The organism is Enterovibrio sp. QJM3NY_24 (genome assembly GCF_057786035.1).
In genome coordinates this window covers 1,433,867-1,460,626 of sequence record NZ_CM173520.1, presented here as the reverse complement: position 1 = coordinate 1,460,626, position 26,760 = coordinate 1,433,867, and the positions used below count along the sequence as shown (strand labels likewise).

The 26,760-nt window shown below is 46.7% G+C and carries 30 protein-coding genes; 18 read left to right on the top strand and 12 right to left on the bottom strand.

Going from position 1 to position 26,760, the window contains the following annotated elements; all coding sequences use genetic code 11:
• The 6 genes from AC3CIC_RS22730 to AC3CIC_RS22705 are packed head-to-tail and all read left to right on the top strand — an operon-like array spanning window position 1 to window position 6,507.
• Window positions 1-834: a carbohydrate ABC transporter permease gene (locus tag AC3CIC_RS22730; protein WP_016960404.1), complete on the top strand. Its 834-nt coding sequence runs from the start codon at window positions 1-3 to the stop codon at window positions 832-834.
• On the top strand, window positions 831-1,934 hold the full coding sequence (locus tag AC3CIC_RS22725; protein ID WP_488516338.1) for an ABC transporter ATP-binding protein: 1,104 nt from the start codon (window positions 831-833) through the stop codon (window positions 1,932-1,934). Before AC3CIC_RS22730 ends, AC3CIC_RS22725 begins: the two co-directional genes overlap by 4 nt.
• Window positions 1,927-3,327: a mannitol dehydrogenase family protein gene (locus AC3CIC_RS22720; protein WP_488516337.1), complete on the top strand. Its 1,401-nt coding sequence runs from the start codon at window positions 1,927-1,929 to the stop codon at window positions 3,325-3,327. Before AC3CIC_RS22725 ends, AC3CIC_RS22720 begins: the two co-directional genes overlap by 8 nt.
• Window positions 3,324-4,133, top strand: coding sequence for an L-iditol 2-dehydrogenase (locus AC3CIC_RS22715; RefSeq protein ID WP_488516336.1), 810 nt, complete (start codon window positions 3,324-3,326; stop codon window positions 4,131-4,133). Before AC3CIC_RS22720 ends, AC3CIC_RS22715 begins: the two co-directional genes overlap by 4 nt.
• A gap of 4 nt (window positions 4,134-4,137) precedes the next feature.
• Window positions 4,138-5,613 (top strand): xylulokinase, encoded by a 1,476-nt coding sequence (gene xylB / locus AC3CIC_RS22710; protein ID WP_488516335.1) that lies wholly within the window; start codon window positions 4,138-4,140, stop codon window positions 5,611-5,613.
• Between the two features lie 12 nt (window positions 5,614-5,625).
• Window positions 5,626-6,507: a cupin domain-containing protein gene (locus AC3CIC_RS22705; protein WP_488516334.1), complete on the top strand. Its 882-nt coding sequence runs from the start codon at window positions 5,626-5,628 to the stop codon at window positions 6,505-6,507.
• A gap of 45 nt (window positions 6,508-6,552) precedes the next feature.
• On the opposite strand, the gene AC3CIC_RS22700 is transcribed toward AC3CIC_RS22705, so the two are convergent.
• The 7 genes from AC3CIC_RS22700 to AC3CIC_RS22670 all read right to left on the bottom strand — a co-directional run bounded on the left by AC3CIC_RS22700 (window position 6,553) and on the right by AC3CIC_RS22670 (window position 10,836).
• Complete coding sequence (locus AC3CIC_RS22700) at window positions 6,553-6,954, bottom strand: hypothetical protein (RefSeq protein WP_394209400.1); 402 nt, start codon at window positions 6,952-6,954, stop codon at window positions 6,553-6,555.
• A 194-nt stretch (window positions 6,955-7,148) separates the two neighbouring features.
• Window positions 7,149-7,907, bottom strand: a complete 759-nt coding sequence (locus AC3CIC_RS22695; protein WP_394209399.1) for an SDR family oxidoreductase — start codon at window positions 7,905-7,907, stop codon at window positions 7,149-7,151.
• A complete protein-coding gene (locus AC3CIC_RS22690; protein WP_017006312.1) occupies window positions 7,907-8,386 on the bottom strand; it encodes a cupin domain-containing protein in 480 nt (159 codons plus the stop codon). Before AC3CIC_RS22690 ends, AC3CIC_RS22695 begins: the two co-directional genes overlap by 1 nt.
• A 227-nt stretch (window positions 8,387-8,613) precedes the next feature.
• The gene (locus AC3CIC_RS22685; RefSeq protein WP_016960396.1) at window positions 8,614-8,955 is read right to left on the bottom strand and encodes a DUF1428 domain-containing protein; all 342 of its coding nucleotides are present in this window, start codon (window positions 8,953-8,955) and stop codon (window positions 8,614-8,616) included.
• A gap of 347 nt (window positions 8,956-9,302) precedes the next feature.
• Complete coding sequence (locus tag AC3CIC_RS22680) at window positions 9,303-9,719, bottom strand: BLUF domain-containing protein (RefSeq protein WP_016960395.1); 417 nt, start codon at window positions 9,717-9,719, stop codon at window positions 9,303-9,305.
• 234 nt (window positions 9,720-9,953) lie between these two features.
• Entirely contained in the window at window positions 9,954-10,217 is a 264-nt protein-coding gene (locus AC3CIC_RS22675; RefSeq protein WP_488516333.1) for a hypothetical protein, read from the bottom strand.
• 136 nt (window positions 10,218-10,353) lie between these two features.
• Window positions 10,354-10,836: a MarR family winged helix-turn-helix transcriptional regulator gene (locus AC3CIC_RS22670; protein WP_488516332.1), complete on the bottom strand. Its 483-nt coding sequence runs from the start codon at window positions 10,834-10,836 to the stop codon at window positions 10,354-10,356.
• Window positions 10,837-10,947: 111 nt separating this feature from the next.
• Here AC3CIC_RS22670 and AC3CIC_RS22665 point away from each other — a divergent pair, with 111 nt between their 5' ends.
• From AC3CIC_RS22665 to AC3CIC_RS22630, 8 genes are all read left to right on the top strand, one after another.
• Window positions 10,948-11,808 carry a DMT family transporter gene (locus tag AC3CIC_RS22665; RefSeq protein WP_488516331.1) on the top strand — a complete coding sequence of 287 codons (861 nt, stop codon included), beginning with the start codon at window positions 10,948-10,950 and terminating at the stop codon, window positions 11,806-11,808.
• Between the two features lie 382 nt (window positions 11,809-12,190).
• Window positions 12,191-12,667, top strand: a complete 477-nt coding sequence (locus AC3CIC_RS22660) for a GNAT family N-acetyltransferase (RefSeq protein WP_488516330.1) — start codon at window positions 12,191-12,193, stop codon at window positions 12,665-12,667.
• Window positions 12,668-12,694: 27 nt separating this feature from the next.
• Window positions 12,695-13,186, top strand: coding sequence for a GNAT family N-acetyltransferase (locus tag AC3CIC_RS22655; protein ID WP_394209393.1), 492 nt, complete (start codon window positions 12,695-12,697; stop codon window positions 13,184-13,186).
• 646 nt (window positions 13,187-13,832) lie between these two features.
• Window positions 13,833-14,258: an ATP-dependent zinc protease family protein gene (locus tag AC3CIC_RS22650; RefSeq protein WP_198928382.1), complete on the top strand. Its 426-nt coding sequence runs from the start codon at window positions 13,833-13,835 to the stop codon at window positions 14,256-14,258.
• 4 nt (window positions 14,259-14,262) lie between these two features.
• Window positions 14,263-15,171 (top strand): 30S ribosomal protein S6--L-glutamate ligase, encoded by a 909-nt coding sequence (gene rimK / locus AC3CIC_RS22645; protein ID WP_016960386.1) that lies wholly within the window; start codon window positions 14,263-14,265, stop codon window positions 15,169-15,171.
• Entirely contained in the window at window positions 15,155-16,219 is a 1,065-nt protein-coding gene (locus AC3CIC_RS22640; protein ID WP_016960385.1) for a succinylglutamate desuccinylase/aspartoacylase family protein, read from the top strand. Before rimK ends, AC3CIC_RS22640 begins: the two co-directional genes overlap by 17 nt.
• Window positions 16,220-16,470: 251 nt before the next feature.
• Entirely contained in the window at window positions 16,471-17,412 is a 942-nt protein-coding gene (locus tag AC3CIC_RS22635; protein WP_035008534.1) for a lipase family alpha/beta hydrolase, read from the top strand.
• 111 nt (window positions 17,413-17,523) lie between these two features.
• A complete protein-coding gene (locus AC3CIC_RS22630) occupies window positions 17,524-18,405 on the top strand; it encodes a lipase secretion chaperone (RefSeq protein ID WP_488516329.1) in 882 nt (293 codons plus the stop codon).
• A gap of 57 nt (window positions 18,406-18,462) precedes the next feature.
• Here the strand turns inward: AC3CIC_RS22630 and AC3CIC_RS22625 are convergent, their stop codons facing one another.
• Entirely contained in the window at window positions 18,463-19,101 is a 639-nt protein-coding gene (locus AC3CIC_RS22625; RefSeq protein ID WP_488516328.1) for a hypothetical protein, read from the bottom strand.
• Between the two features lie 138 nt (window positions 19,102-19,239).
• Between AC3CIC_RS22625 and msrB the strand changes: the two genes are divergently transcribed.
• A complete protein-coding gene (gene msrB / locus AC3CIC_RS22620) occupies window positions 19,240-19,683 on the top strand; it encodes a peptide-methionine (R)-S-oxide reductase MsrB (protein ID WP_016960380.1) in 444 nt (147 codons plus the stop codon).
• Window positions 19,684-19,762: 79 nt separating this feature from the next.
• Here msrB and AC3CIC_RS22615 read toward each other — a convergent pair whose 3' ends face one another.
• Together AC3CIC_RS22615 and AC3CIC_RS22610 are read right to left on the bottom strand one after the other, a co-directional pair.
• Entirely contained in the window at window positions 19,763-19,999 is a 237-nt protein-coding gene (locus AC3CIC_RS22615; protein WP_016960379.1) for an RNA recognition motif domain-containing protein, read from the bottom strand.
• 167 nt (window positions 20,000-20,166) lie between these two features.
• Window positions 20,167-21,558, bottom strand: a complete 1,392-nt coding sequence (locus AC3CIC_RS22610; RefSeq protein ID WP_488516327.1) for a class II fumarate hydratase — start codon at window positions 21,556-21,558, stop codon at window positions 20,167-20,169.
• 188 nt (window positions 21,559-21,746) lie between these two features.
• Here AC3CIC_RS22610 and AC3CIC_RS22605 point away from each other — a divergent pair, with 188 nt between their 5' ends.
• Window positions 21,747-22,019 (top strand): hypothetical protein, encoded by a 273-nt coding sequence (locus AC3CIC_RS22605; protein WP_016960377.1) that lies wholly within the window; start codon window positions 21,747-21,749, stop codon window positions 22,017-22,019.
• 51 nt (window positions 22,020-22,070) lie between these two features.
• On the opposite strand, the gene AC3CIC_RS22600 is transcribed toward AC3CIC_RS22605, so the two are convergent.
• Window positions 22,071-22,535: a DUF3429 domain-containing protein gene (locus AC3CIC_RS22600; protein ID WP_017003289.1), complete on the bottom strand. Its 465-nt coding sequence runs from the start codon at window positions 22,533-22,535 to the stop codon at window positions 22,071-22,073.
• A 93-nt stretch (window positions 22,536-22,628) separates the two neighbouring features.
• On the bottom strand, window positions 22,629-22,892 hold the full coding sequence (locus AC3CIC_RS22595) for a DUF5062 family protein (protein ID WP_016960375.1): 264 nt from the start codon (window positions 22,890-22,892) through the stop codon (window positions 22,629-22,631).
• Between the two features lie 620 nt (window positions 22,893-23,512).
• Between AC3CIC_RS22595 and AC3CIC_RS22590 the strand changes: the two genes are divergently transcribed.
• The gene (locus AC3CIC_RS22590; RefSeq protein ID WP_488516326.1) at window positions 23,513-25,459 is read left to right on the top strand and encodes a PTS mannitol transporter subunit IICBA; all 1,947 of its coding nucleotides are present in this window, start codon (window positions 23,513-23,515) and stop codon (window positions 25,457-25,459) included.
• Window positions 25,460-25,554: 95 nt separating this feature from the next.
• On the top strand, window positions 25,555-26,703 hold the full coding sequence (locus AC3CIC_RS22585; RefSeq protein ID WP_488516325.1) for a mannitol-1-phosphate 5-dehydrogenase: 1,149 nt from the start codon (window positions 25,555-25,557) through the stop codon (window positions 26,701-26,703).
• The last annotated feature ends 57 nt before the right edge of the window (window positions 26,704-26,760 follow it).

Here is a 26,760-nt window from a genome sequence, read left to right as displayed (position 1 = left end):
ATGGCTAAACAAGTTTCACTTATTGACCAAACAGGCTGGCTCCGACCCATTATTTGTTGGGCATTGGCGCTACTGGTCTTTTTCCCAATCTTTATGATGCTAATAACGGCATTCAAAACCGAACAACAAGCGATTTCGGTGCCACCCGCGTTCATCTTTGAACCAACGATTGAAAACTTTGGCATTGTGCAAGAGCGCAGTGACTACATGAAGTTTGCGATTAACTCGGTGATCACAGCGTTCGGCTCAACAATATTGGCGCTGCTCATTGCGATTCCCGCCGCGTATTCCATGGCGTTTTATCCTCAAAAACACACCAAGGATATGTTGCTTTGGATGTTGTCTACCAAGATGCTTCCTGCGGTTGGCGTTTTAATTCCAATCTATGTGCTGTGCCAAAAGACAGGATTGCTCGATACCACGTTTGCACTCACGATTATTTATACCCTAATCAATCTGCCGATTGTGGTGTGGATGCTGTTCTCTTACTTCAAGGACATCCCGCGTGACATCCTTGAAGCAGTGCGCCTAGATGGGGCAGATACCTTAGGTGAAATTCGACATGTGTTGCTTCCATTATCGTTAGGTGGCATTGCTTCAACAGCATTGTTATCCATCGTATTGAGCTGGAACGAAGCATTTTGGTCAATCAACTTAACGTCTGCGAACGCAGGCACGCTGGCCACCATGATTTCCACCTATTCAAGTCCAGAAGGATTGTTCTGGGCGAAGCTTTCTGCCGCATCTACGCTTGCGTGTGCGCCTATCGTCATTCTTGGTTGGTTCTGTCAGAAACAACTGGTTCAGGGATTAACCTTTGGGGCTGTTAAATGAGCTACTTACAAGTCAAACACTTATACAAAAAATACGGCGACGTCCTCGCGCTCAAGGATATCGACTTTGAGATTAAAAAAGGGGAATTCGTTGTTTTCGTTGGACCGTCTGGCTGCGGTAAATCGACGTTGCTGCGGACAATTGCAGGTTTGGAGTCATCCTCAGACGGGGATATTTGCTTGGATGGTGAATCGATCATCGAGACCCACCCTTCTAAGCGCGACGTGGCCATGGTGTTCCAAAGCTATGCGCTATACCCGCACATGTCAGTGAAAGACAACATGTCTTTCGCATTAAAACTAGCGAAACGCTCACCCGAAGAAATCGAAGAGAAAGTCGGTAAGGTCGCCAAAGCGCTGAAGCTGGACGCCCTGCTTGATCGCAAGCCAAAAGCACTTTCTGGCGGTCAGCGTCAACGTGTCGCGATTGGTCGCGCCATCGTACGAAATCCGAAAGTCTTTCTGTTTGATGAACCTTTGTCTAACCTCGATGCTGCGCTGCGTGTCGAAATGCGTATCGAACTTTCAAGGCTGCATCAAGAGCTTCAAAGCACCATGATTTACGTGACGCATGATCAGATCGAAGCCATGACACTGGCGGATAAAGTGGTGATCATGAGTCAAGGCGAAGTGGCACAAATTGGTACACCGCTTGAACTTTACCACCAGCCCGCCAATCGTTTTGTCGCCACCTTCATTGGGACGCCAAAAATGAATGTCTTACCAGTAAACAAGGTGATTGATGGAGAAACACTGGACGTTTCATTCAATGAAGACGCTCGCATTCAGTTACCTAAAGGCGAATATAACGATGGGGCATTGAGTGCAGGAAGCATCGGTTTTCGTCCTGAATCCCTGACCATCTGCCCGCCAAATGAAGGTGACATCAACGGGGACGTCGAAGTCATTGAACAGTTGGGCAGCGAAACGCTAACCTACGTCCGTACCTTGAGTGGCGAAACCATCGTCGTGCGTGCAGACCCTAAATTCACGCCTAAGTTGCGTGATGCTGTTGGCGTAAAATTGGACCCATCAAAAGTTTATCTTTTTGACAAAGAAGAAAAAGCCACCAACATATACGGTGAGGTTAGCCATGTCTGAAAACTACCGCCTTGTGCATTTTGGTATTGGTGCCTTCCACCGCGGTCATCAGGCTTTTTACTTAAAGCTGCTCAACGATCAGCTCCCAGAAGCTGATCGCTGGTATTACACCGATGTGAATTTACGAGATGACACACGCCGTATACCCGATGCGTTGAGACAGCAACAAGGTCTCTATCATTTCAAACGCATCGCCCCAGATGGCACAGCACAATACATTGAGATAGACAGTATCGACCGCGTAGAAGATGCCTCGGCCGACCCTTCTGTGATTGAACGTATATTCAATGATAGCGCCGTTAAAGCCCTAACTATTACAGTGACAGAAGCGGGTTACTACCTTACTGACAGCGACGATCTTAACCTCGCCAACCTTGAGGTTTCACATGACATAACCGTCATTCGCCAAGGTAACGGACAACCTAAAACTCTCTATGGCTACCTTGCACTCGCACTGCTCACTCGCCAAAGTATGGCATCAGGCGCTATCACCGTCGCCACGTGCGATAACTTGCGCGACAACGGTAAGCGTCTTGAAAAAGCTTTTGGTCAGTTTATTGAGGCCGCTGAGTTAAGTGACCTTTCAAACTGGATGAGTGACAACGTCACTTTCCCGTGTTCGATGGTGGACAGAATTACACCCGTGCCACCAGCGAATCTGTCACAAGAGATTAAGCGAGAGTTAGGCGTGGATGATGCCTGCCCAATCATGGGGGAAGATTTCGAGCAGTGGGTGATTGAAAATAAGTTCGCGACCGACTTTCCTCCACTTAATAAAGTCGGCGTGACCTTCACCAACAACGTACATGCATTTGAAGAAGCAAAAATCCGAATTCTTAATGGCGGTCATTTTCTGCTCTCTTATGTGGGTGCACTGCGTGGCTATCACAGCTACGATGAGAACATTCGTGACGCTGAACTCAACAAATGGCTCAAGCAATATCATCAAAATGAAGTCATCCCGACGATTGATGATCGCCCGTTTGACTTAGAAGAATATCGATCAATCATCATATCTCGTTTCAGCAATGCATACATTGCCGATTCTATAGAGCGCATTGCGATGGACAGCATCAGCAAATTTCCGCAGTTCATTTTGCCAACAGTGAGACTCAATTTAGAGCGTGAACATATGCCAACCGCTGCGATGAGGCTCATTGCACACTGGTACTGCTTTCTGGCACTCAACATCAGTGGTCGCTTTGCGTTTAACTATAAAGACCCCTACCTCGCGGTTGCACAAGGGTGGATGGATCAAACTGACCCAATCGATGCCTTCTTGCAAGACCCTGATGTCTGGCAGGGGCTCAATCAACGTTATCCGTTTTTCGGTGAATCCCTTGCCATTCAAATCAAGCAGACATTAGACGAATATGAGGAGCGCTACCCATGACACTTTCTCTCGACCTTCACGGTAAGCCGGTGCTCGATAGCAAAGTCGCGTTACTTACTGGTGCGAACGGTGGCATTGGTCTGGCGGTGGCCTATGCCTACCTCGCCAGCGGGGCGAAATGTGTGATAGTCGATTTACCCAAAGATCCCTCCCCTGGCGTGAGTGCTCTACTCGATAAATATGGCGACAACCTTGCGTATCGGCATGCTGACATCACAGATGCTGAGGCGCGTCAGCATATTGTCAGCGCCGTAGTATCGAAGTTTGGCGGCATTGATGTGCTGTTTAACAATGCGGCGGTGTTCGACATGGGGCCGTTCCTTGAAGCCACTGAAGCGCAGTTTGACAAGCTGTTCAACGTCAACGTGAAAGCCATGTTGTTTCTGATGCAAGATGTCGCTAAGGCGATGGTTGAAGCTGGGAACGGTGGCAAGATCATCAATATGGCGTCACAAGCAGGACGACGAGGAGAAGCGCTCGTCGCCCATTACTGCGCGACCAAGGCTGCGGTGGTCAGCTATACCCAATCCGCAGCGCTTGCCCTTGCAGAGCACGGGATTACAGTGAATGGCATTTCGCCCGGCGTGGTTGATACCCCAATGTGGGATAGCGTGGATGCCCTGTTTGCCAAGTACGAAAACCGCCAACTGGGTGAAAAGAAAAAACTCGTGGGTGAAGAAGTCCCCCTCGGGAAAATGGGTGTGCCCAATGACATCGCTGGCATGGCACTGTTTCTTGCCTCGCCATTATCGGACTACATCACCGCCCAGACATACAATGTCGATGGCGGCAACGTGATGAGCTAACGATATGACGACCTATCTCGGTATTGATATTGGTACGTCAGCGGTGAAAGTGCTGTTGGTTGACAGCCACGGTGATGTACTTGATAGCCACTCAGAATCTTATGGGATCGACTCGCCGCAGCCATTGTGGAACGAGCAAAACCCAGATGTATGGTGGCAAGCCACCGTCAATTCGCTCAAAGCGCTACAAGCCGTGAATGAATCAGCATGGCGTCAGGTTGCAGCGATTGGGCTATCAGGCCAAATGCACGGTGCAGTGTGCCTTGATGACCAAGGCCAACCATTGCGTCCTGCTATCTTATGGAATGACGGTCGCGCCTTCCAAGAGAGCGCAACACTCAACCGTTTGTGCCCGAACATAGGACACACCGCAGGCGTTCCGGCCATGCCTGGCTTTACCGCGCCAAAGCTGCTTTGGTTGCATGAACATGAACCTGACGTTTTTCGCCGTATCCACAAAGTTATTCTGCCGAAAGATTATGTCCGTCTAAAACTGACCGGCACGTATTGTACCGATGTGAGTGATGCAGCCGGCACGGTATGGCTCGATGAAGCCAAGCGCGATTGGGATGATGACATTTTGCAAGCTTGTCACCTGACGCGAGTGCAAATGCCAACGCTGATTGAAGGCAATGAAAACAGCGGTACACTGTTAGAAGACATCGCAAATCAACTTGGCTTATCCACGCAAGTCTGTGTCGCAGGAGGCGCGGGTGATGCGTCAGCCGGCGGTATTGGCATTGGGGCGATCAACGAAGGCGATGCCTTTTTATCTCTCGGCACATCTGGTCAGATATTCGTGGCCAAAGAGCAACACATCGCCAACCCAGATGCTTACATTCATGCCTTCGCACATGCGCTGCCAAACCGATGGTGTCATATGGCTTGCCTACTTAATGGAGCCAGTCCACTTCAGTGGTTTTCCACCATTACGTCAACGCCCATTGCAACATTGTTAGAAGAAGCAGAAAGCCAGCACAATATTCATGACTCCGTCTATTTTCTTCCCTATCTCACAGGCGAGCGTACCCCGCATAACAATCCTTTTGCAACGGGCAGTTTTGAAGGTATTACGGGGCAGACCCAACGCAGTGACATGACACAAGCCATTCTGGAAGGCATCGCATTCAGCTTTCGAGATTGTTTGTTAGCACTCAACAGTCGTCATCCCTCTTTAACAGCACTTGGTGCCATTGGAGGCGGAGCGAAAAGTGCGTTCTGGCTTCAGATCCTAGCAGATGTATTGAACGTCCCTATTCACAAATACCAAGGCGCTGAAACTGGGCCAGCGATGGGCGCCGCTAGACTCGCTATTTTGAGCCACACTCAACAAGATATCGAATCAGTCTGCACTCCGCCGCCTGTTGAAGCGATCTTTTTGCCCGATCCCGACAGACACAATATCTATGTGAAAAAGCACGTACATTTTGACCGTTTGTATCAAGCGCTGTCGCCGACCTATGGTCACACAAACATGTAGAGGTTACACCTAATGTCAGTTGCTCAAGATCCGGTTTGGGAATTTATACAGATAGAAGATAAGTCCGTGTTCTATAAAGAACATGGTGTGCCGCACCACAGCATTCACTGGCACGTACACGAACAATATGAACTGCATCTCATCGTAAAAACCAATGGCAAGGCCATGATAGGCAACCACTTGGGTCCTTTCTCACCAGGCCAACTTACCTTGGTAGGGCCGTGGTTGCCTCATAACTGGGAAAGCCAGTTAGCGCCAGGGGAAACGCACGAACTGCGTGACATGGTGATCCTGTTTAAACCTGATCTTTTCTATACCGCTGCAAAGTCATTTCCTGAACTCGTCCAATTTGGTCCATTGCTTGAGCAAGCTAAAATGGGGATTGAGTTTTTAAATGTCCCTTTTGATACGGCCGTGGAGTATTTTACTAAAGTAAAACAAAGTGAAGGCGTGACACGCTTGGTGAACTTTCTTTCGTTTATTGATTATCTCAGCCATCGAAATACGCGCTTGCTTTCGAATATGCCAGCATCAGAAGTGAAAGATGCAGGTACCTTACAAACACGAATCAATGAAGTGGTGGACTACGTGATGCAAAACTATCAGCATCCGCTTCGATTAAAAACGCTTGCTGATAAATTGGGCATGACAGAATCATACTTCTCGCGTTTCTTTCATCAATCCTCAGGACATCGATTTACTGATTTCGTCAATCGCGTCAGAATCCAACGCGCCTGTGTGCTTCTGAGTGATACCAGTACCACCATTGCCGAAATCAGCCAAACGGTCGGTTTCCACAATCTCGCGAACTTCAGTCGACAATTTCGTCGTATTAACGGGATAAGCCCGCTGGCTTACCGCAAGAAACACCTATCTCCAAATCGAAATCTCTAGTTCGATTCGCCACTAAGACCAATAAAAAGGCGGTTTAATCGCGTATCAAGGACGATGGTCAAAACTCTGAATCTGACCGGTTTTTGGTGTATGTGCCTTTTCAAGGGCATCGATTTCCAAAAACTGGATCAGCGCCAAACTGGCGGCGCAGTAGCTCTGCTTTTCCTCAAATACAGCGCGCGCCACATCAATGCTTTCCTCAGCGAATCGTCGAATTTCCATTGAATTCTGACTATCACTGAACGTAATCTGTTGTTGTAAAAGCATTGTGCGCAAGTTATTGCTGCAAACAGATTCACTCGTGTTCACTTGTTGCCGATCATAAAGAGGCTTGCCTCTAGCCGCCTCAGATCCGTTTATAATTTCAGCGCAAAACACCGACGGCACAAACAATAAGAACAGAAAAAAAGCAGAGACATAAAAGGAAGAGCGCATAAGTAACAACATCAAACTTATCAACCTGTTAGTAGGTTGAAGATTATTTCATAGAGATGAGTGATTGTTGATACCGCATTCCATTTTTTGAAGCAGGATAGTGTAACGAAACCTATACCCGATGACTTAGAGTCCAACGTGTCAACGCACCACACGTGCCATATTGTCAAAGATACCCAGTGGCGTTTACGTTCAAACGGGGCGTGTTAGACACCTCCCGTCACATCAATAATGGTACCCGTGGAGAAAGACGCGTCATTGGACAATAAAAAGCAGATTGCAGCAGCAACTTCTTCTGGGCTACCACCACGCTGCAAAGGAATACGCGGGGTAAGGCGAGCAATACGGTCAGGCTCTCCGCCATCAGCATGAATATCAGTATGGATTAGACCCGGCCTCACACCGTTAACACGAATACCTTCTTCCGCCACTTCCTTTGACAGCCCAATAGTCAATGTATCCACCGCACCTTTACTGGCGGCATAATCGACGTATTCGTTTGGCGAACCCGTGCGGGAGGCCCCAGAAGACACATTAACTATCGCACCACCTTTGCCACCGGATGATATCGCCATACGTTTGATGGCTTCGCGAGCACAGAGAAAGCTCCCCGTTACATTGGCGAGCAATACCTTGTTAATGCGGTCGGCATTCATGTCCACCAGCTTACTTTGAGTAAACAAAATACCCGCATTGTTAACCAATCGAGTTAGCGGTATACCGAATGTATCGATACAAGCAAACAGTGCCATCACTTCCTCTTCCTGCGATATGTCTGCTTGAACGGCAAAAGCATGGCCCCCCGTGGCTTTAATGGACGAAACCACTGCATCGGCTGCATCCTTTCTTGAATGGTAATTCACACAAACCACAAAGCCTTGTTCAGCAAGACGCGTCGCTGTCGCCGCGCCAATGCCTCGACTTGCCCCAGTCACGAGGGCAATTTCTTGATGCTTTTGTCCCATCACTTCTTACCAGCATTGGGGAAATCAATATCTTCTATGTCAACGACTTGCCAAGGACGTCCTTGATTACGGAATATGCGCTTGTTTAAGCGTGGATAATCCGCTTCATCATGTGCAAGACGCTGCCCTACAACAATACATCGCAGTGTGCTCTCTCCGGTATTGATCATGGTATGTGGTAACCCTCCCGCGGGATAACCAATAAAATCGCCCTGTGAGACAGGGAATACCTCTTCATCAATAGTGACTTCCGCATTACCTGCTAGCACATAGACACATTCATCTTCAAAATAGTGAACATGGTATTGGGTTGACTCATGGCCCGGCTCAATCTCAATGATGTGAAAACCCAATCCTGTCAGGCCAACGAGGTCACCCAATGATTTGCTCTTTCTAACCGCATTGGCATTCAAAAAGTGGGTTTTGGTCACCCCTTCCATTTCTTCAATGGCTTGTTTTTTGATGATGTATTCGCTCATTGTCGTCGTCCTTTTCCTTTAGCCAACGATATTGACTTAAAATACCGTCCACTGGCAGCACAAGCTGCCTGAGTTTGTTCAATCATAAAGGAGTATCACTTCATTCGCTGACAAGCAAAACAGGACGCGAAGAATGAGCGCAAGTTATTGAAAGTGCGAGAAGGGTCTAGACATATACCCAAGTAGCCTAAAGATGCTTGTTCAGTGACAATGGGTTTGGGTATGTATCAGTGAAGTTTAGGACTGAATGATGCATCCAAATCTATTCGTTCACCGTCGAGTGCAATCGGATTCATCACTTCATCAAAGCGCGGATCGGAGAGCATTTTTTCCATACCCTGATCACGCACTTGTCGTGACGGCCAGATAATCCACGAAAACAGGACGACGGATTTGGCGTTGTGATTGCTACTTTGTGAAGGGTAGTCATCAGAGTTTTGGTCACTGCAATGCACTACATTGATCGCACCATAGGCACGCATCAACGGGATAGCGTCAGTCACAAGGCGTCGATAAGTTTCTTTGTTTGTTACGGGTAAGGCGGTAACTAAGCCATCAACATATAGCATGATCTATTTCCTCAGCCGTTCGCGATTACTGATATCGGAACCCGAAATGCGGCGTTATGATCAAGCCACTGACTTTGTTGTTTTTTGGTTAAAACTTTTTAAGGTTTTTTAGCCTTTTTTTAACCTATGCCTACGCATTTTTTGACGTATGCAGCATGGATAAAAAGAAGCGAGTTTGAGATTTAATATTAATCTTGTTGCACTCCCCGTTGCTGACTCATCATCGAGAAATGCATAAAGTTTCTTATGTGTTATTGATTTTGCGGAAGAACATTTTGCGAAAGAAAAGCATGAGGAAATAACGTGACTAAAAGAAGAGATATAGAACGAGAGAGAACATCACCCGGTCACCAAACACTTTTGAATTGCTCAATCATGTAAATAATATCCGAGCCCATCTCGCCAAACTCTTTCGCAGACAGTTTACGATCGAGAAAATCGTTGTACCCACGCAGTTCTTGCTTATCAAAATGCTCCAAATTTTTAAATCCCATGGACCAATCTGGAAATACACGTTTGGTGATCTCACTGCGCTCAAGCACCACTACGCTGGTATGACGATCATCTTGCTGAATTTGACAATAAAGCCTTTCAACAGCTTGCTGCTCACCCTCTAAGATCTGAAAGAAATTCCCTTTTGCATAAAGTAGCAACCCACTGATGTTGTTTCCTGCGTTGTGTGCACGTGCTTTACCTAGAAGCTGCATTAGCTTTGATTCACTAAACTCAATGGTGGCAGCACTCGCATAGATTAACCGAAACATTCATACCCCGAAAACGCACAATTTCACGCTGTTAGCGACATTTACTCTAGTTGTCTAATAAATATAGTCGTTTATACACGATAAACATAAACACACTTATGCAACGAGATTACGCATAGCCAAACAACCTCAAGATGCTTGTTCAGCAAGAATTTTTTGGTTGTTAGGCACGTCACTCAGTAGAACAGTAGAGGGCAGAGAATGTAAGGAGAGATGAAATATTAGTGAGACGTTTCAGGGAATATTCGATTGAAATATGGACACAGGAATAGGCAGATCTTGCCCTGTATCCTGGAACAGCTTAAACGCCGCCGAGATACGGTGCCCACCATCCTGAAGAATGTAGGTTTTGCCGCATGCACAGCGAATCAGTTGAATCGCCTCTTTTATACTGTCACCGCTTTTGAGGCTTTTTAGCACACTTTTAAAGCGTGCATCGTCACCACGCAAACATTGGAGATCCATCTTTACCAATTCACTGACTGGGATCAATTCCATGGCGTTTTACCTCATATTCAAAGCATGCAGAACAGCCACTATGACGCAACAAATCCTAAATATTGGAACTATAAGTGAGACTATCGGTGTTCCCATTTTTGTCGCGTACCGGCTTCAATGCCGATAATTCCTTCGACTACTCGTTCGCCATCAGCCATTTTTTCAACAAAGCTGCGAGTTGTGCTTGTTCATTGTCATCGAGCGAAGACAGCATTTCTCGTTCATTGTCGACATGCGCTTCCACCACTTTGTCGATTAATACCAAACCTTCCGTTGTCAGCGTCACGAGGCAGCTTCTCCTGTCTATTTCGCTTGCTTGTCGTTCAACTAATCCACGCTTCACCAACCCATCAACGCGAGTGCTCATCGCACCAGATGACAGCATCAACGTCTGATAAAGCTCTGTCGGGGTGACCGCTTCACCCGCTCGACGTAACGAGGCGAGAATATCAAATTCAATATTGCTTAGATCAAATTGCTTAAATACTTCATCGATTCGAACTGTCATTAGCTGTTTCGTCCGACCTACGCGCCCAACAACCCCCATCGGAGAACAGTCCAAATCCGGTCGTTGCGCCTTCCACTGCGCCAAAATTGTATCAACGTGATCTGTGTTCATTGCACCTCCAAATTTATCTTTTGTAAAAGATACTTGATCGAAAACACGAAAGCGAATACTTTATCTTTCATAAAAGATACTTTTTAGCGAAATATCATTGAGGAGCTCACCGTGCCAAATTATTTACTCGCAGCACTTGTTCCCATTCTGTGGGGCAGCACCTACGCTGCGGTGAGTCTCTTCTTATCAGATTTATCGCCATTTTGGGTGGCAGTATGGCGTGCACTACCCGCAGGTCTTTTGCTGTTAATACTAAAACCCGGTCGTCCCCCTTTGCCTTGGAGCAAAATGACACTGCTCAGTGTGTTCAACATTGCGGCATTCTTTCCTCTCCTTTTTATCGCAGCGTATCGCCTACCCGGCTCCGTCGCGGGTACCTTAGGCGCGACACTCCCTTTACAACTGATGTTGGTGCAGTGGCTAGTCGAAGGGAAAAAACCAGAACTCAAAATGCTGGTATTAGCTTTGGTTGGGTTAGGCGGAGTGATGCTTATTCTTAATCCCAGTGCAGATATCGACCCAATCGGCGCGGCAGCCGCCTTAGTCGCCACGGCACTCGTGGCACGTTCATCATTGTGGTTAAAAAACTGGCCAGTGACTGACATTTTTCGCCTGACGGCGTGGCAATTGACGCTGGGTGGATTGATGTTGGTGCCAATCGCCTTTTTGGTCGAAGGCATGCCAAAAGCACTGACTCTGCATGAACTGCCCGGTTTGCTTTGGGTAAGTTTGCTAAACAGCTCTTTCGCATATTGGGCATTTTCACGTTCAATCAAAAAGATTGGTGCCGATTCAATGGCGATGATCAGTATGCTCAACCCTGTAGCAGCGGTGACTCTTGGCATTTTCCTTGTTGGCGAAGTCTTAGGACCCTATCAATGGTTGGGTATCTCAATCGTAATGTTGAGTTTATTGCTGATGGTAAGAATGAAGCAAAAAACAGTCCGAAAGGCCTCGCTCAAAGGGTTGTGACAAACGCTTACTGCGATGCGTCGTTATTCAATCAATGTCGACTTAATAAAAGTATGGATAAGCTTTGAAAGGCCTTTCTTGCTCTCGTTTAATGAGCAGACGACACATAATGGCAACACTGATGCACTCCATCGCCAAAGAAACTTGATCTAAGTCGAGGATTTGAGTTCATGTTGATGCATAACACTCCTCCCTTAACTTGAATCAATCCCCCATCGATAGATAACAGATCAGTGAATAACATCAACATTCCCTTCGTATGCAGCCTGATATAAATCATACATAGCGCATGACCTTCGGTTACTTCCAAAAACACAAACTTGAACAGCGCCCAAACACAGTGCTAAATGCAGGATGATTTTACTTAATGGAGGAAGCGATCATGGAAATACGCATAGACGATCTCAGTGGTAAAGAAATTCAAGCACTCCTCCAACAGCACCTCAACAACATGCACGAAATTAGCCCTGCAGAGAGTGTTCATGCACTTGATTTGAGTGGATTGAAAAGCCCAGATGTCACGCTTTGGAGTGCGTGGGTCGATGGTGAGTTGGCAGGTTGCGGTGCGCTCAAGCAAATTAGCCCCTCACACGGCGAAATCAAATCAATGCGTACATCGGAGAACTTTCTTCGTCGCGGCGTTGCTGCGAACCTCCTCGCACATATTCTTCAAGAGTCACGCAGACGTCAATACTCACGTCTAAGTTTAGAAACGGGCACTGAAACAGAATTTGAACCCGCACGAAGACTCTATCAACGTTTTGGCTTTGAAAACTGCTCACCGTTTGCTGAATACGTCGAAGACCCTAATAGCGCTTTTTTCACACGTGCTTTGCAGCAATTCAGTCCAGCCCTCTAATCCAGTGATATTGATTTAGAAGAGCCTATGAACCATAAAATTGAGATTGTTGACTACCACCCACGTTACACCGAGCAAACCATCATGATGTGGCGAGCAAGTAAAGAAAAAGCCATAGGAAAACCTGAAGCACACAATCTAGAAGCGCATCGCTATTATTTGAACAGAATTCTCGCAGCCACAAACCGCATTTATCTTGCCATTGAGCGCAGAACCGGACGCGTGCTAGGCATGATTGCTGCAGAAGAAGCGTTTATTACTCAACTCTATGTTGCGCCAGGTTCACAGCGGCAAGGGATTGGTTCTTCTTTAGTTCACTTAATTAAAGAAACCGCCAGCGGGGATCTGCGGCTGTATACATTCGAAGTCAATAAAGGTGCTCGCTACTTTTGGGAGAAACATGGCTTTATCGAACGCGAAGTCGGCCAACACGATAATGAAGAAGGCTTAGTCGATATACTTTGCGAGTGGCACAATAGGTCGGCTTTTAGCCGAACCATACATTATGCGTACTCGTAATACGTTATTGCCCTTCTCTTATCGTTAAACGATGCTGTTACACCATCAAGCACCCACGACGAACTCAACTGACTTAAAGGTGTTTGTTCAGAGAGACATTGTCATCAAAGCCCCTCAAAGGGGCCACAATCCTTAGACTTTTCTCCCCACATTGCACGAGATGTGCGAATCTGAATCCTATATCTAGAAGTTAGTCAGGCATGACGACAATCTCCTATCTCTTTTACGATAAACAATTCTCGCCAAATGTAGCAATGCAGCGCAAAGACGCACAACGCTTAGCGCGTAAAGGATAGGCCGCAAGCATTGATGAATATAATTTATCGTGACAAATGAAAAATTGACTTGTCGCTTATAGAGCAAAGCTGTAAGTTGCGCCCTCCTTAGTGCGGTGCTGTCAATGTGGATGCGATAATTGTGCCGCCGGAGCTGTAACGATAGTGTTGATTATTCAATCAGTTCTTATAAATGTGAGCGGAATATATTCGCAAAGCAACTATCGTTTACTTGAGTAGTGTCAACGACTGACGCGCTCACTCCATCTTTCCGACATTTTTTATCCGGGGCATTGACAGAGATGACTAACAACAACACCACTCGACCAACACACGTCGAGAACCCAAACCAAACATTGGCAGATTCAAAAATGTTGGTTGGTTGGCGCGAATGGGTGAGCCTGCCTGAGCTAAACATCTCTGCAATTAAAGCAAAAGTGGATACCGGCGCGCGAACGTCTTGCCTGCATACGTTTGGCATCGAAGAATACGAAAAAGATGGCGAAAAATGGGTGAAGTTTATGATTCATCCTATCCAAGACGACAACATCACTCAAGAAGAGTGCCATGCAAAAGTCAAAGACATGCGAACAGTGCGTGACTCCGGCGGCCATGAGACACTCCGCTATGTGATCGAAACGCAGCTAATTATTGGAAACTTGAGCTATCTGATTGAGATGACATTGACTGCACGCGATAGCATGATATTTAGAATGTTATTGGGACGCACCGCAATGGAAGGCCGCTTGCTGGTTGATTCAGAAGCATCATTTATCGTTGAAGCGCCACAAGGTTAAGTTTATGAAAATTGGAATTCTATCTCGCAACGAAAATCTATACTCCACTCGCCGCCTGATCGAAGCGTGTGAAGCACGTGGGCACGAATACAAAATCATTGATGCTTTGCGTTGCTACATGAACATCAACTCAACCCAGCCATCAATTCACCTGAAGGGCGAAGACTTGGTCGGGTTTGATGCTGTCATTCCACGCATCGGTGCGTCTGTGACTTTCTATGGCTGCGCTGTATTACGTCAGTTTGAAATGATGGGCATTTACACCGTTAACGATTCTGTGGCCATTTCACGTTCGCGCGATAAACTGCGTTCACTCCAGTTGTTGTCGCGTAAAAATATCGGTATGCCGATCACTGGGTTTGCAAGCAAGCCGGGTGACATTAAAGACCTTCTGAGCATGGTTGGCGGCACGCCAGTTGTGATCAAACTTTTGGAAGGCACACAAGGTATTGGTGTGGTATTGGCTGAAACACGCAAAGCAGCAGAAAGCGTTATCGAAGCTTTCATGGGCTTGAAAGCCAATATCATGGTTCAGGAATACATCAAGGAAGCGGGCGGTGCGGACATTCGCTGCTTCGTGATTGGCGACAAAGTCATTGCAGCCATGAAGCGACAAGCTCTGCCTGGCGAATTCCGTTCTAACCTCCACCGTGGCGGCAGCGCATCACTGATACGCATCACGCCAACAGAACGTAAAACTGCAGTTGCAGCGGCAAAGGCAATGGGCCTTCACGTTGCGGGTGTAGATTTGCTGCGCTCTGAGCGCGGACCTCTGGTAATGGAAGTTAACTCATCACCAGGTTTAGAAGGGATCGAAACAGCTACCGGAAAAGACGTAGCTTCTTTGGTCATAGAACATATAGAGAAAATAGTCTCTGCTCCGAGGACAAGGACACGTGTCAAAAGCCAATAATAAAAATAACGCATTTGAAATTGGCGGGATCACCATCCCGCCAGGTGAACGCGCTAGCGTTGAATTTGAAGTTGCCAAGCTTTATACACACTCGCCGCTGTCAGTGACAGCGGAAGTTATTCATGGAAAGAAGCCCGGCCCTGTTCTAATGATTAACGCCGCCATTCATGGCGACGAATTGAATGGTGTGGAAGTCGTCCGTCAGACGCTAGAGCGCATTAATCCAGCGACGCTGAAAGGCACGCTTATTGCGATTCCTGTCGTCAACGTTTTCGGCTTTATTCACAAATCACGTTACCTCCCAGATCGCCGAGATCTCAACCGCTGTTTCCCTGGCTCAGAACGTGGTTCGATTGCAGGACGCATGGCATATCAGATCTTTGAACAGATCGTACGCCGATGCACCCATATTATGGACCTACATACCGCGGCTATTTACCGTACCAATTTGCCACAAATCCGTGCGAATTTGTCCAACGAAGAAACCAACGAAATGGCGATCGCTTTCGGCACCCCTGTGGTTATCGATGCTGCGCTTCGTGAAGGTTCTTTGCGTTCTGAAGCCGAGAAAATTGGCATTCCTGTAATCACCTACGAAGCAGGTGAAGCGCTACGTTTCGAACCGTATGCGATTACTGCGGGTGTGAATGGCGTTAAGCGCGTGATGCAGCACCTAGGGATGATCCGCAAGAGTGCACGTAAGTCGAAAGTTGAACCTGTTATTGCTCGCGCGACGCGTTGGCTTCGTGCAGAGTCAGACGGCATTTTACGCTCACACGTGTCTCTTGGTCAGCGTGTCAGTAAAGGTCAGTTGCTAGCATCAATCAGCAGCCCAGTCGGTAGCGAAGAAGTACAAACAATTGCACCACTGGGTGGCATTATCATCGGTCAGCAAACACTACCACTGGTCAATGAAGGTGATGCAATCTTCCACATTGCTTACTTCGAAGAACCAGACCGTATGGTTGAGCAGCAGGTAGAGAACTACTTGGATGAAGTGACTGATGATGCAAGCAATGAAATTAAGTTCGGCATCGGCGTTCAGTAAGCCACAGACGAAGTAGTTACTGACATTTCGTTTATCTGTATAGAGTTGCAGTCTATCTGCAACTCTTTTTTTTGTTCTTTTTTTTTGTTCTTTTTATCTATTCGCTCATCACTCTGTAACCCCTATCTTTCCTCAACTTTTACTCAAGCCCAGTTAACAATTCATCAACATCTCACTATTGAGACAATAATCCTGGTTAACAGGTGGTTAATATGTAATCGACATCAGAGGACTGACCAGAGGTATTTGTTGTGAAAGGATTCATATTGTCATTGTTACTCGCCACCGCCTCGTTTTCCGTGTTTGCGGGATCAACAACGAGCGGGGTTTCTGCCACAGGCTACACCCAAACCAAATACCCCATTGTGCTTGTTCATGGCCTGTTTGGCTTCGACCGGATAGCAGGCGTTGACTATTTCCATGCCATCCCACAAGCGTTAACCCGCAGCGGCGCAAAAGTCTTTGTCGCACAGGTTTCAGCAACGAACAGCTCAGAAAAACGCGGCGAGCAGTTATTGCAGCAAGTTCGCTGGGTACTTGCGGTCACAGGGGCAAAAAAGGTCAACCTAATCGGACACAGCCACGGTAGTCCAACAGCACGATATGTTGCTTCCGTTGCACCACGATATGTGGCTTCAGTCACCAGTGTTGGCGGCGTGAATAAAGGATCAGAATTTGCTGATGTCGTACGAAAAACCTTCTCACCAGGCTCTTCAGGGGAAGCAGTTGCAGTCGGCGCGGCCAAAGCATTGTCTGGATTAATTAGTGTTTTATCGGGCGGCAGTCACTTACCTCAAGACCCACTCGCTTCACTGAATTCTTTGACGACCAAAGGCTCGTTGGCATTCAATGCCAAATACCCAGAAGGCATACCTACGTCTCGCTGCGGTGAAGGGCGTTACCGCGAATCAAATGGTGTTTACTATTACTCTTGGTCAGGCACGAGCACTGCGACCAACATCTTCGATATCACCGACCCTGTTCTATTTGTCACAGGGCTGTTCTTTTCAGAACCCAACGATGGGCTTGTAGGACGCTGCGCAACACATTTAGGGCGTGTGATTCGAAGCAACTATCGCATGAATCATCTTGATGAAGTGAACCAGTTCTTCGGACTTCACCACCTATTTGAAACGGATCCTGTCACTGTCTATCGCCAGCACGCCAACAGGTTGAAGCGACAAGGCTTGTAGCCATAGACAATAATGTTGACGTCTACACACTTAGAAATCAGTGTTCGCATCCTGCTAATACCAACGATCACAGAAGCATACGCTGACATCTAGGATGACAAGGAGTCCCAAATGCGCATTACATATACGTCTTACAAAATCATCTTTCTCATTGTGGTGGGATTAGTATTTGCTGCATGTGTCTACCTGTACGCAAACGATGAAAATGAAGACCAAGCGCAGATACGCTCTCATCTTGGAACTGACGTCGACATCTCATCAGATCGTGATACGTTTGAGTATTTTCTCTCGACCTTAGGTGAACAAGACTTGGTACAAGTGAACGATGCCTATAGCCATTTTTCGGAAACAATGAGTTTCGGAGAACGCCAAAAAGCATTGTTCGATAAGTATCAGGCGTATCGTCAATCGCTATCGCTGATCGCCGCACCAACATCATTATCAGGTATAGAATACTTGCTCCATGTTCATTATCAGAGCCTATCTATTCAATCACTGCATTTCAGCGAAGAAGAACAAAAGCGCCTGTTTTACGAACAAAACTTAACGAGTGAAATGGCAATCAAACGCCTTGAGCTTGAGCTAATGGGCCTTGATGAGGAGAGCTACCAAGCGCAATGGCAATCTGAACTCGACCAATTACCGCCGGATATGAAAGAGAGTTACCAGAACGCCGCATTGATTAGCAACTTAAACACCCTCTCTCAGCAAGATGGAGAGATGAACATCGATAAAATCCGTGCGTTAGTTGGTGACGATGCCGCACAACGTCTTCATGAACTCGATGTGCAAGAAACGGCCTTTCACCAAACCTTCCAACGTTATCTGACCGAGCGCGGTGACATACTAGATCAAGAATTTGGCTCTGACGCTGAACGAGACAGCGCGTTAACTGCCTTAATAAACACGCACTTTTCACCCGAAGACCAGCGTCGTGTAAAAGCGTTGCAAACGCTCGATAGCGAAGAGAACAATGCCTCTAATTCCATCTAGTTTCAGACTGTGATAGTCAGTTATCCACAGTCGATGTGGTGCAGTTCTGACGTGAATCTAGTGAAAATGTTGCGAAGGCGCGAGCAAGGAGACGCGAAACCGAACCTGCTCTCCGAACCGCTGACGGATGTCATGAATTGCAGATTGAGATTCATCCACGACTTCAACAGCAACAATCTCATCAAACTCATCGGTGTATAACCGCAGGTTGCCTATGTACACCACGTTGTCGTCAACACGTACCAAAAATTTGAGTGGCTCCGGAAGCGCCAACATGGCATAGACAAGGTCGCTATCATCATCGATTGCACGCTCTAGCCCTGTGAGTAGTTGGGTTCGTTTCGGAATCGCGAAATAAAATGGCTGGCCCCAATCTGTTAGTAGCCCAAGTGAATTGGCAGAAACGTTGTCTGCGCGAATCCAAATCAGCACTCTTTCCCTTTTAAACGGCTCAAAGGTGTCAGTTTCTTGTTTTAAAGATGCGCCAACCACAGCAGGCAATACTGTCAGCCGACCCACCACTAATACTTCACCATCTTTGATCTGAGAGATATCTGTGAGCGTATCTGTCATAGGGTTAGAAGAAGAACAACCTGTGATAGTCAGGATCAGAAAAATGAGCATTGCACGCAATGCTGACTGGCCATAGCCCAAGCGAATAGAAAGATGGGCGAAATAAAGTTGGTGACACATCATGGTTCAACCATAGTACACATCATGATGTTCAGCGGCGCTCTTATGCCGTGAAAGTAATCGACACCCCATGCGGTCTTCTCATCCACAGCGCGTTTTTATGACGCGCGTTCCAATGACAACATATAAGAAGGTGACACTATGCTTAACTGGGAGTCTGTATTAACCACCGCGAAACACGGTAACCCTATCCCTCCGCGTCGGGTTGAAAAATCGGAGGTGGAGTGGCAGGCCGAGCTGAGTGAAGAGCAATTCTATGTCACGCGTAAACATGGCACCGAACGCCCCTTTAGCTCTGAAATGTGCGGTATTTTTCACCCCGGAATATATGCTTGTGCCTGCTGCAATACACGCCTTTTTGATGCACAAGAAAAGTTTGATTCGGGCTCAGGATGGCCGTCTTTTACTGCCCCTGTCGAGGACAATGTCGTGGCGTACACCATGGACATTTCCCATGGCATGACTCGCATTGAAGTGACATGCAACGTGTGCGACGCGCACCTTGGGCATGTCTTCCCTGATGGGCCGCCGCCAACCAAACTGCGTTACTGCATTAATGCTGTTTCGTTAAGCAAAGAAGAGTAGCAGCGAAGCGTAAAACGTAAAACGTAAAAAGCCAGCCCATATCAGGCTGGCTTTTTATTGTTCAGAAAGACTGAATTAACTAATCAGCTTTCTTAACGCGGATCTTGCTGCTGGCAACATCACTTTGATTCAGGCTTGCAATCGCTGCTTTTGCTTCATCGTCATTTGGCATTTCAACAAACGCAAAGCCTTTTGACAGACCTGTTTCTTGGTCTAAAACGAGCGTGCATTCACCCACTGAGCCATGTGCTGAAAAAAGAACACGCAGTTCGTGCTCTGTCGTGGTGCGCGCAAGGTTGCGAACTAGAAGTTTCATATTAAGCCGTCTGATATAAAAAATACGAATGAATTGTCTCAGGTAAACGAGGGCAAACCAAGAAAAGAATCTGCGCATTCATCGATAGTTGCCGTTTGTAACGATGTTGCCAATACCTTCTTGCCATTTCATGCTCTATAACCAACGCCCCCATCACCTACTGTATATTATTTACCCGCAATTCCTCCGCGCGTTAACGCGGCTGGATCTAACAGTGCGTCGAGCTGCTCTCGTGTCAAATCCGTTTCTTCAAGAGCGACCGCTATGATTGCCCGATTTTCGTTGTAAGCCTTTTTTGCAATATCCGCCGCTTTCAAGTATCCAATGACAGGGTTAAGTGCTGTTACTAGAATTGGGTTTCTCTCCAATGCCGCTCCCACACGATCTTCATGCACCTTAAACGTCGCGATAGCTTTTGTTGCAAGAAGATTAAGTGCGTTGGCCATCAAATGAATACTGTCCAGCAGATTGTCGGCGATTAACGGTAGCATCACATTAAGCTCAAAATTCCCCGACTGCCCCGCGATACCAATAGTGACATCATTGCCCATGACCTGCGCAGCGACCATGGCGCTAGACTCTGGGATAACGGGATTTACTTTACCCGGCATAATCGAAGAACCAGGCTGTAAGCTTTCAAGTTCTATCTCACCGAGCCCAGCCAAAGGACCAGAGTTCATCCATCTTAAGTCATTGCTGATTTTCATGACGGCGACGGCAAGATTACGCAATTGCCCAGACAAACCCACTAAGGCATCTTGGCTTCCCATCACATTGAATGGGTGAGAATGAGGCTCAAATCTCGTTCCGGTGAACGCAGTAATCTCAGTGGCAAACAATGACGCAAACTGAGGATGTGCGTTAATTCCCGTTCCTACCGCCGTGCCACCTTGCGCCAACTTCCTTACCTCTTCTAACGCAAAAGTAATACCACGCTGACAACAAGTCATTTGTCGTCTCCATGCTTCCAACTCTTGCCCAAAGGTGACTGGCATTGCATCCATCAAATGGGTTCGCCCTGTTTTGACGATATGCCCAACTTCAGCTTCTTTATCGACCAATGTGCTCGTCAGAATATCAAGGGCAGGAAGCAATCGATTTTCGCACTCTAAAACTGCGCTGATTTGAATGGCGGTTGGTACCGCATCGTTGCTGCTTTGGCTCATATTGACATGGTCATTGGGGCTAATGTCTATGCCACATTTAATGGTTGCTAAGGTCGCAACCACTTCATTCATGTTCATGTTTGAGCTGGTGCCTGAACCTGTCTGAAATACATCGACAGGAAAATGATTAAGGTATTCTCCAGCAGATATTTCTTCACAGCTTTCCGTGATTGCTTCTGCAATCTGGGCATCCAAAAGCGACAAACTGCTGTTCACACTAGCCGCGCAATACTTCACCATGGCCAGCGCGCGAATAAACGGTGCAGGCATCTCCCTTCCACTTACCGTAAAATTATTCACCGCGCGCTGCGTCTGAGCTTGATAAAGCATATTTTTGGGCACTTCCACATCACCCATGCTGTCATGTTCTACTCGTACTTCTTCCGTATTCATTCAATACTCCCAAGTCATGACTCTACCCAAGCAGTTTCAATATGCTGATTCAGCGAGAATTTGTTTGGGTATAACTGTTTAAGTATGGTGGTAAAAATATAATTACGTTGTCTCAGTAGCGGTTAGCCTTCCTTTTGCCGTACCATACGGCGGAAAAACTTAACTGCGTAAGCGCAAGGCGAACAATCATGAATGACGATGACATCCTTACCAGCGAACACTTGATTGAAATCGTTGAGAATCAACTCTCCGATAATAATCCAAAGAAAGTAAAAGAAACCTTGATGCGTCTGCGCATGACAGGTTCCTCTCAAGAAGAGGCCATCGAGTACATCGCATGTGCGCTGATGGTAGAAGTCTACGATGTAGCGAAAGGTAGCGGCGAATTCAACTTAAAACGCTATGAAGAGCATCTTGAAATGTTGCCAGAAATGCCATGGCAGGAAGATCTAGAAGATTAACCGCTGGTGACATAGATATTCAATAAAAAAGCGCCTTACGGCGCTTTTCGTTTATATCGCCTGAGAAGGCAGCCCACTCAGTCCTATCCCTTCTAACCAATACAGTAAGAAGATATGACACACCACCACAACAGCGGTTAACGCCGCGCGCATGAGGGTATACCAAAATGGATAAATTCCTTTAAACATCAGCCCCACTTCCAGCGCAAACAAAATCACAAACGATGCGATCAATAAGTAGAGCGAATAAGGATACGGCATCAACAAAGCGCCAACCGCAACCAAAGAAAATACAATCCCTACCGTTAACCCATTCGTTGGCTTGTCAGGCTTTGCGCCACTGATTGTCATTCCCCACACAGCACCAGAAAGAAACGCCAAAATAACTGCGCTGTAACTCAAAAAGGTGTGAACGAGTGCGCTCTGCCAGTCGATTGGCCAGATAGGTAACAAAATGCCGAAAGCAACAAAGGGTATCAACCCCATTGCGCCATAGATAAGTGCTGTCTTTTTCATGATCAGGACTCTCATGTTGTTTACGCATACTGCCAATCTGCGCGAGATGAAAAATGGTGAAGCTTTGTTTTGGTCTGAGCTTAGTTTTGGTATTTAGTCAGCGAGAAGTGCGTGTCCTTCGGGAAGCTGTTTTTGAATCCAAAGCACCAATTTGTGCTTCATGTTGGGGCCGTCTTCCTTATCTGAGGCAAGAGGAACGATAATTTTGTCATCCACCAATAGACGGTAGATACATTCAATTTTGATTTTATTGGACGTCCCATCATCAAAGCTCGTAAACCCGCGCTTCGCCGCGTACTGCTCTCCAATTTGCAGCGCTTTTTTCAGTAACTGGGCTTCGTGTTTAATTTTTTTCATTCCATCACTCCAGTTTATTTTCTCGAGCCAGCATAGCAGAGTGATACCTATACTCAAACAGAGTCAATCTGAGTGCTTGGTTATTAACCAAATCTCATCCGGCGACACATTTTTAGATGCAGTGATATTCCCAAGTATCTTCAAGCAACTTGGGTATATCAGGTCGAAGACAAACAAAGCAATCACACTATGTCAAAAAATTACAGAATCAAGTATCGGGAAGTACTTCTATTTTTTAATGACGCGAATTAATCAACAAATAGAGATCCAGATCACTCAAAATTTTTAACATCCCCGTAAATTAGTCAATTTAGTGATACTTGTCACAATAAATATCACAACCACAAGATCAATAAACGAGACTTAGATCGGCATTATTGCAATAGAAAAATATTGACTTCTGAATTCAAAGGGAAATGAAATAAAACTACACGGCAAATGCGAGATGGCTCTCACTTTTTTGGCGGCTCACGAGGAAGATAACGTGACAAAGATCAATAAAAACCCGTTATCGGTGTCTTTGAGTGTTTGTGTGGTAATTTGATTTTGACGACAAACAAACCAGCGGTTTTGGCGAACCGCTATACACAATTCAAAGAAACTTCAAACGGGTAACGTTTATGATATCACCAGATGCGAAGATCAAAGTACAAAATTTTGGTCGGTTTCTCTCAAACATGGTTATGCCTAACATTGGCGCGTTTATCGCGTGGGGTTTAATCACAGCACTGTTTATTCCAACCGGTTGGTGGCCTAACGAAACAATGGCTGCTCTGGTTGGTCCTATGATCACCTACCTACTTCCGCTTCTTATCGGTTATACCGGTGGTAAGCTAGTGGGCGGCGACCGCGGCGCAGTTGTGGGTGCAGTCACCACCATGGGCGTTATCGTTGGCGCCGACATTCCAATGTTCATGGGCGCAATGATCGCAGGTCCAATGGGTGGTCTAGCCATCAAAACCTTCGATAAGAAAATGGATGGTAAAGTCAAAAGCGGCTTTGAGATGTTGGTTAACAACTTCTCATCCGGCATCATCGGTATGCTGTGTGCCATCATCGCATTCTTCCTGATTGGCCCATTTGTTAAAGTCATCTCAGACGTACTGGCATCAGGGGTTAACTTCCTTGTTGAAGCAAACCTTCTCCCTCTTACTTCTATCCTTGTTGAGCCAGCGAAAATTCTGTTCCTAAACAATGCGATTAACCACGGTATTTTCTCTCCGTTGGGTATTCAGCAGGCTGCAGAAACGGGTAAATCGATCTTCTTCTTGATTGAAGCTAACCCAGGCCCAGGACTCGGTATTCTGTTGGCTTACATGTTCTTCGGCAAGGGCATGGCAAAACAAACAGCAGGCGGTGCATCCATCATCCAAATCTTTGGTGGTATCCACGAGATCTACTTCCCATATGTACTGATGAACCCACGCCTTCTGCTAGCTGCCATTGCTGGCGGCATGACCGGCGTATTCATTCTGACTGTGTTCAACGCTGGCTTGGTTTCTCCTGCATCACCGGGTTCTATCTTCGCGATTTTGTTGATGACACCCAAAAGCTCTTTGGTGGGCGTACTGTTGTCAGTCACGGCTTCAACCGCAGTGTCATTCTTCGTAGCATCAATTCTACTGAAAGCGCAGCGCACCACCGATGAAGACGGTGACGAAGATGCGCTGAACAAAGCAACATCACAAATGAAAGACATGAAAGCGACGTCAAAAGGTGCAGTTGCCGCTAAAAGTAGCGGCAACGTAAACATGGCTGACGTTAAGAACATCATCGTTGCTTGTGATGCAGGCATGGGTTCGAGTGCCATGGGTGCTGGATTGCTGCGTAAGAAAGTGAAAGACGCAGGCCTTGATATCAGTGTCACTAACGTGGCGATTAACAATCTTCCATCAGACGTTGATATCGTGATCACCCATTCTGACCTGACAGATCGTGCTCGTAAACATGCTGGGCACGCTCACCACATTTCGTTGAAAAACTTCTTAGATGGTGAGATTTACAACAACTTGGTGACACAACTGTTGGCGGCACAAGGCCCAAAGGCCGCGAATGATGCCGAGTACATCAAAAAACCGTTACTTGCCGCTAACGATGAAACCCTCCAGCCTCAACCTCTACCTGCGTTCCAACTCGAGAAGAAGAACGTGCATCTTGGCCTTCGTGCAGACAACAAAGAGGACGCAATTCGTTTTGCAGGAGAACGTTTGGTTGAATTGGGTTACGTTGAGCCAGAGTACGTAGATGCTATGTTTGCTCGTGAAAAACTGGTTTCAACCTACCTTGGCGAGTCTATCGCGGTTCCACATGGCACCATTGAAGCGAAAGACAAGGTCAAGAAAACGGGTATCGTAATTTGCCAATACCCTGCTGGCGTTCGTTTCACTGATGATGAAGACGATGTGGCAAAACTGGTTATTGGTATCGCTGCGAAGAACGACGAACACATTCAAGTTATTACCGCCATCACCAACGCGCTGGATGATCCAGATGCTATTGAACGTCTTTCTTCAACGAACGATGTTAATGAAGTCCTGGTGATTCTCTCTGCAACCGAGGCTGCATAAGCCCAGTTAGACCAAAAAGAGCCAGCACCTGCTGGCTCTTTATCTAGAACAAGATCTTGATACAAAAGATCAACTTTGTTGGTGAGGTAATAATCATGAAAAAAGCAGTACACTTTGGTGCTGGCAATATTGGTCGCGGCTTTATTGGCAAACTCCTTGCTGATTCAAACGTGGCTGTCACCTTTGCAGACGTCAACGAGCCACTGATTGATCAGTTGAGCCATAAACAACAATACAATGTTCGAGTGGTTGGCACAGAAAGTACCATTGAGTCAGTCAGCCATATTTCAGCGGTTAATTCGATGAGCGCTGATGTCATCGACCGCATAGCAACCACAGATTTGATCACCACAGCCGTCGGCGCAAACGTGCTAGACAAAATCGCGCGCACCATTGCCGAGGGCCTTAAAAAGCGATTTTCAGACGGTAATGAATCCCCGTTAAACATTATTGCATGCGAAAATATGGTACGTGGTAGTACCCACCTCAAGGCAGAGGTTTACCGCCACTTAAACGAAGATGAACAAGCGAAAACTGATGAGTACGTTGGGTTCGTCGATTCTGCCGTAGACCGTATCGTTCCCCCGATGGATGCGGCGAACGACGACCCACTTGAAGTCACTGTCGAAAGCTTCAGCGAATGGATTGTTGACGATCAGCAATTCAAAGGCAAGATCCCTGCCATTGAAGGCATGGAACGCACTAGTGATCTCATGGCGTATGTTGAGCGCAAGCTCTTTACTCTTAACACTGGCCACTGTATTACAGCTTATTTAGGATGCCTTCATGGCTATAACACTATTAGAGAGGCTATCAATGACCCGATAATCAGAACCGATGTCACGCAAGCAATGATGGAGAGCGGAGAAGTACTCATTCGACGCTATCGTTTTGATCGTGAAAAACATTATGCTTACATCGATAAGATTATTGAGCGCTTTGCCAATCCCTTCCTCGTTGATGAAGTAGGACGTGTCGGACGTGAGCCGATCAGAAAATTGGGCCAAAACGATAGATTAATCAGGCCGTTACTCGGTACAATGGAATACGAAACCGAGAACGATGCTTTATTAAAAGGCATTGCTGCCGCGCTGAAATATGAAAACAGCACTGACCCGCAAGCCGTGGAACTTCAAACCTATTTACAACAACACGGTGTGATCAAAACGCTTGCACACTATTGCGACCTAGAAGAAACAAGCAAAGAGGCGCAAAGCATTGAGCCAATCTACCACCAGCTTTAAAGTCAATTTCCCGCTGAATGGGAACGATAAACGGGAGCAAAAGCTCCCGTTACAGAG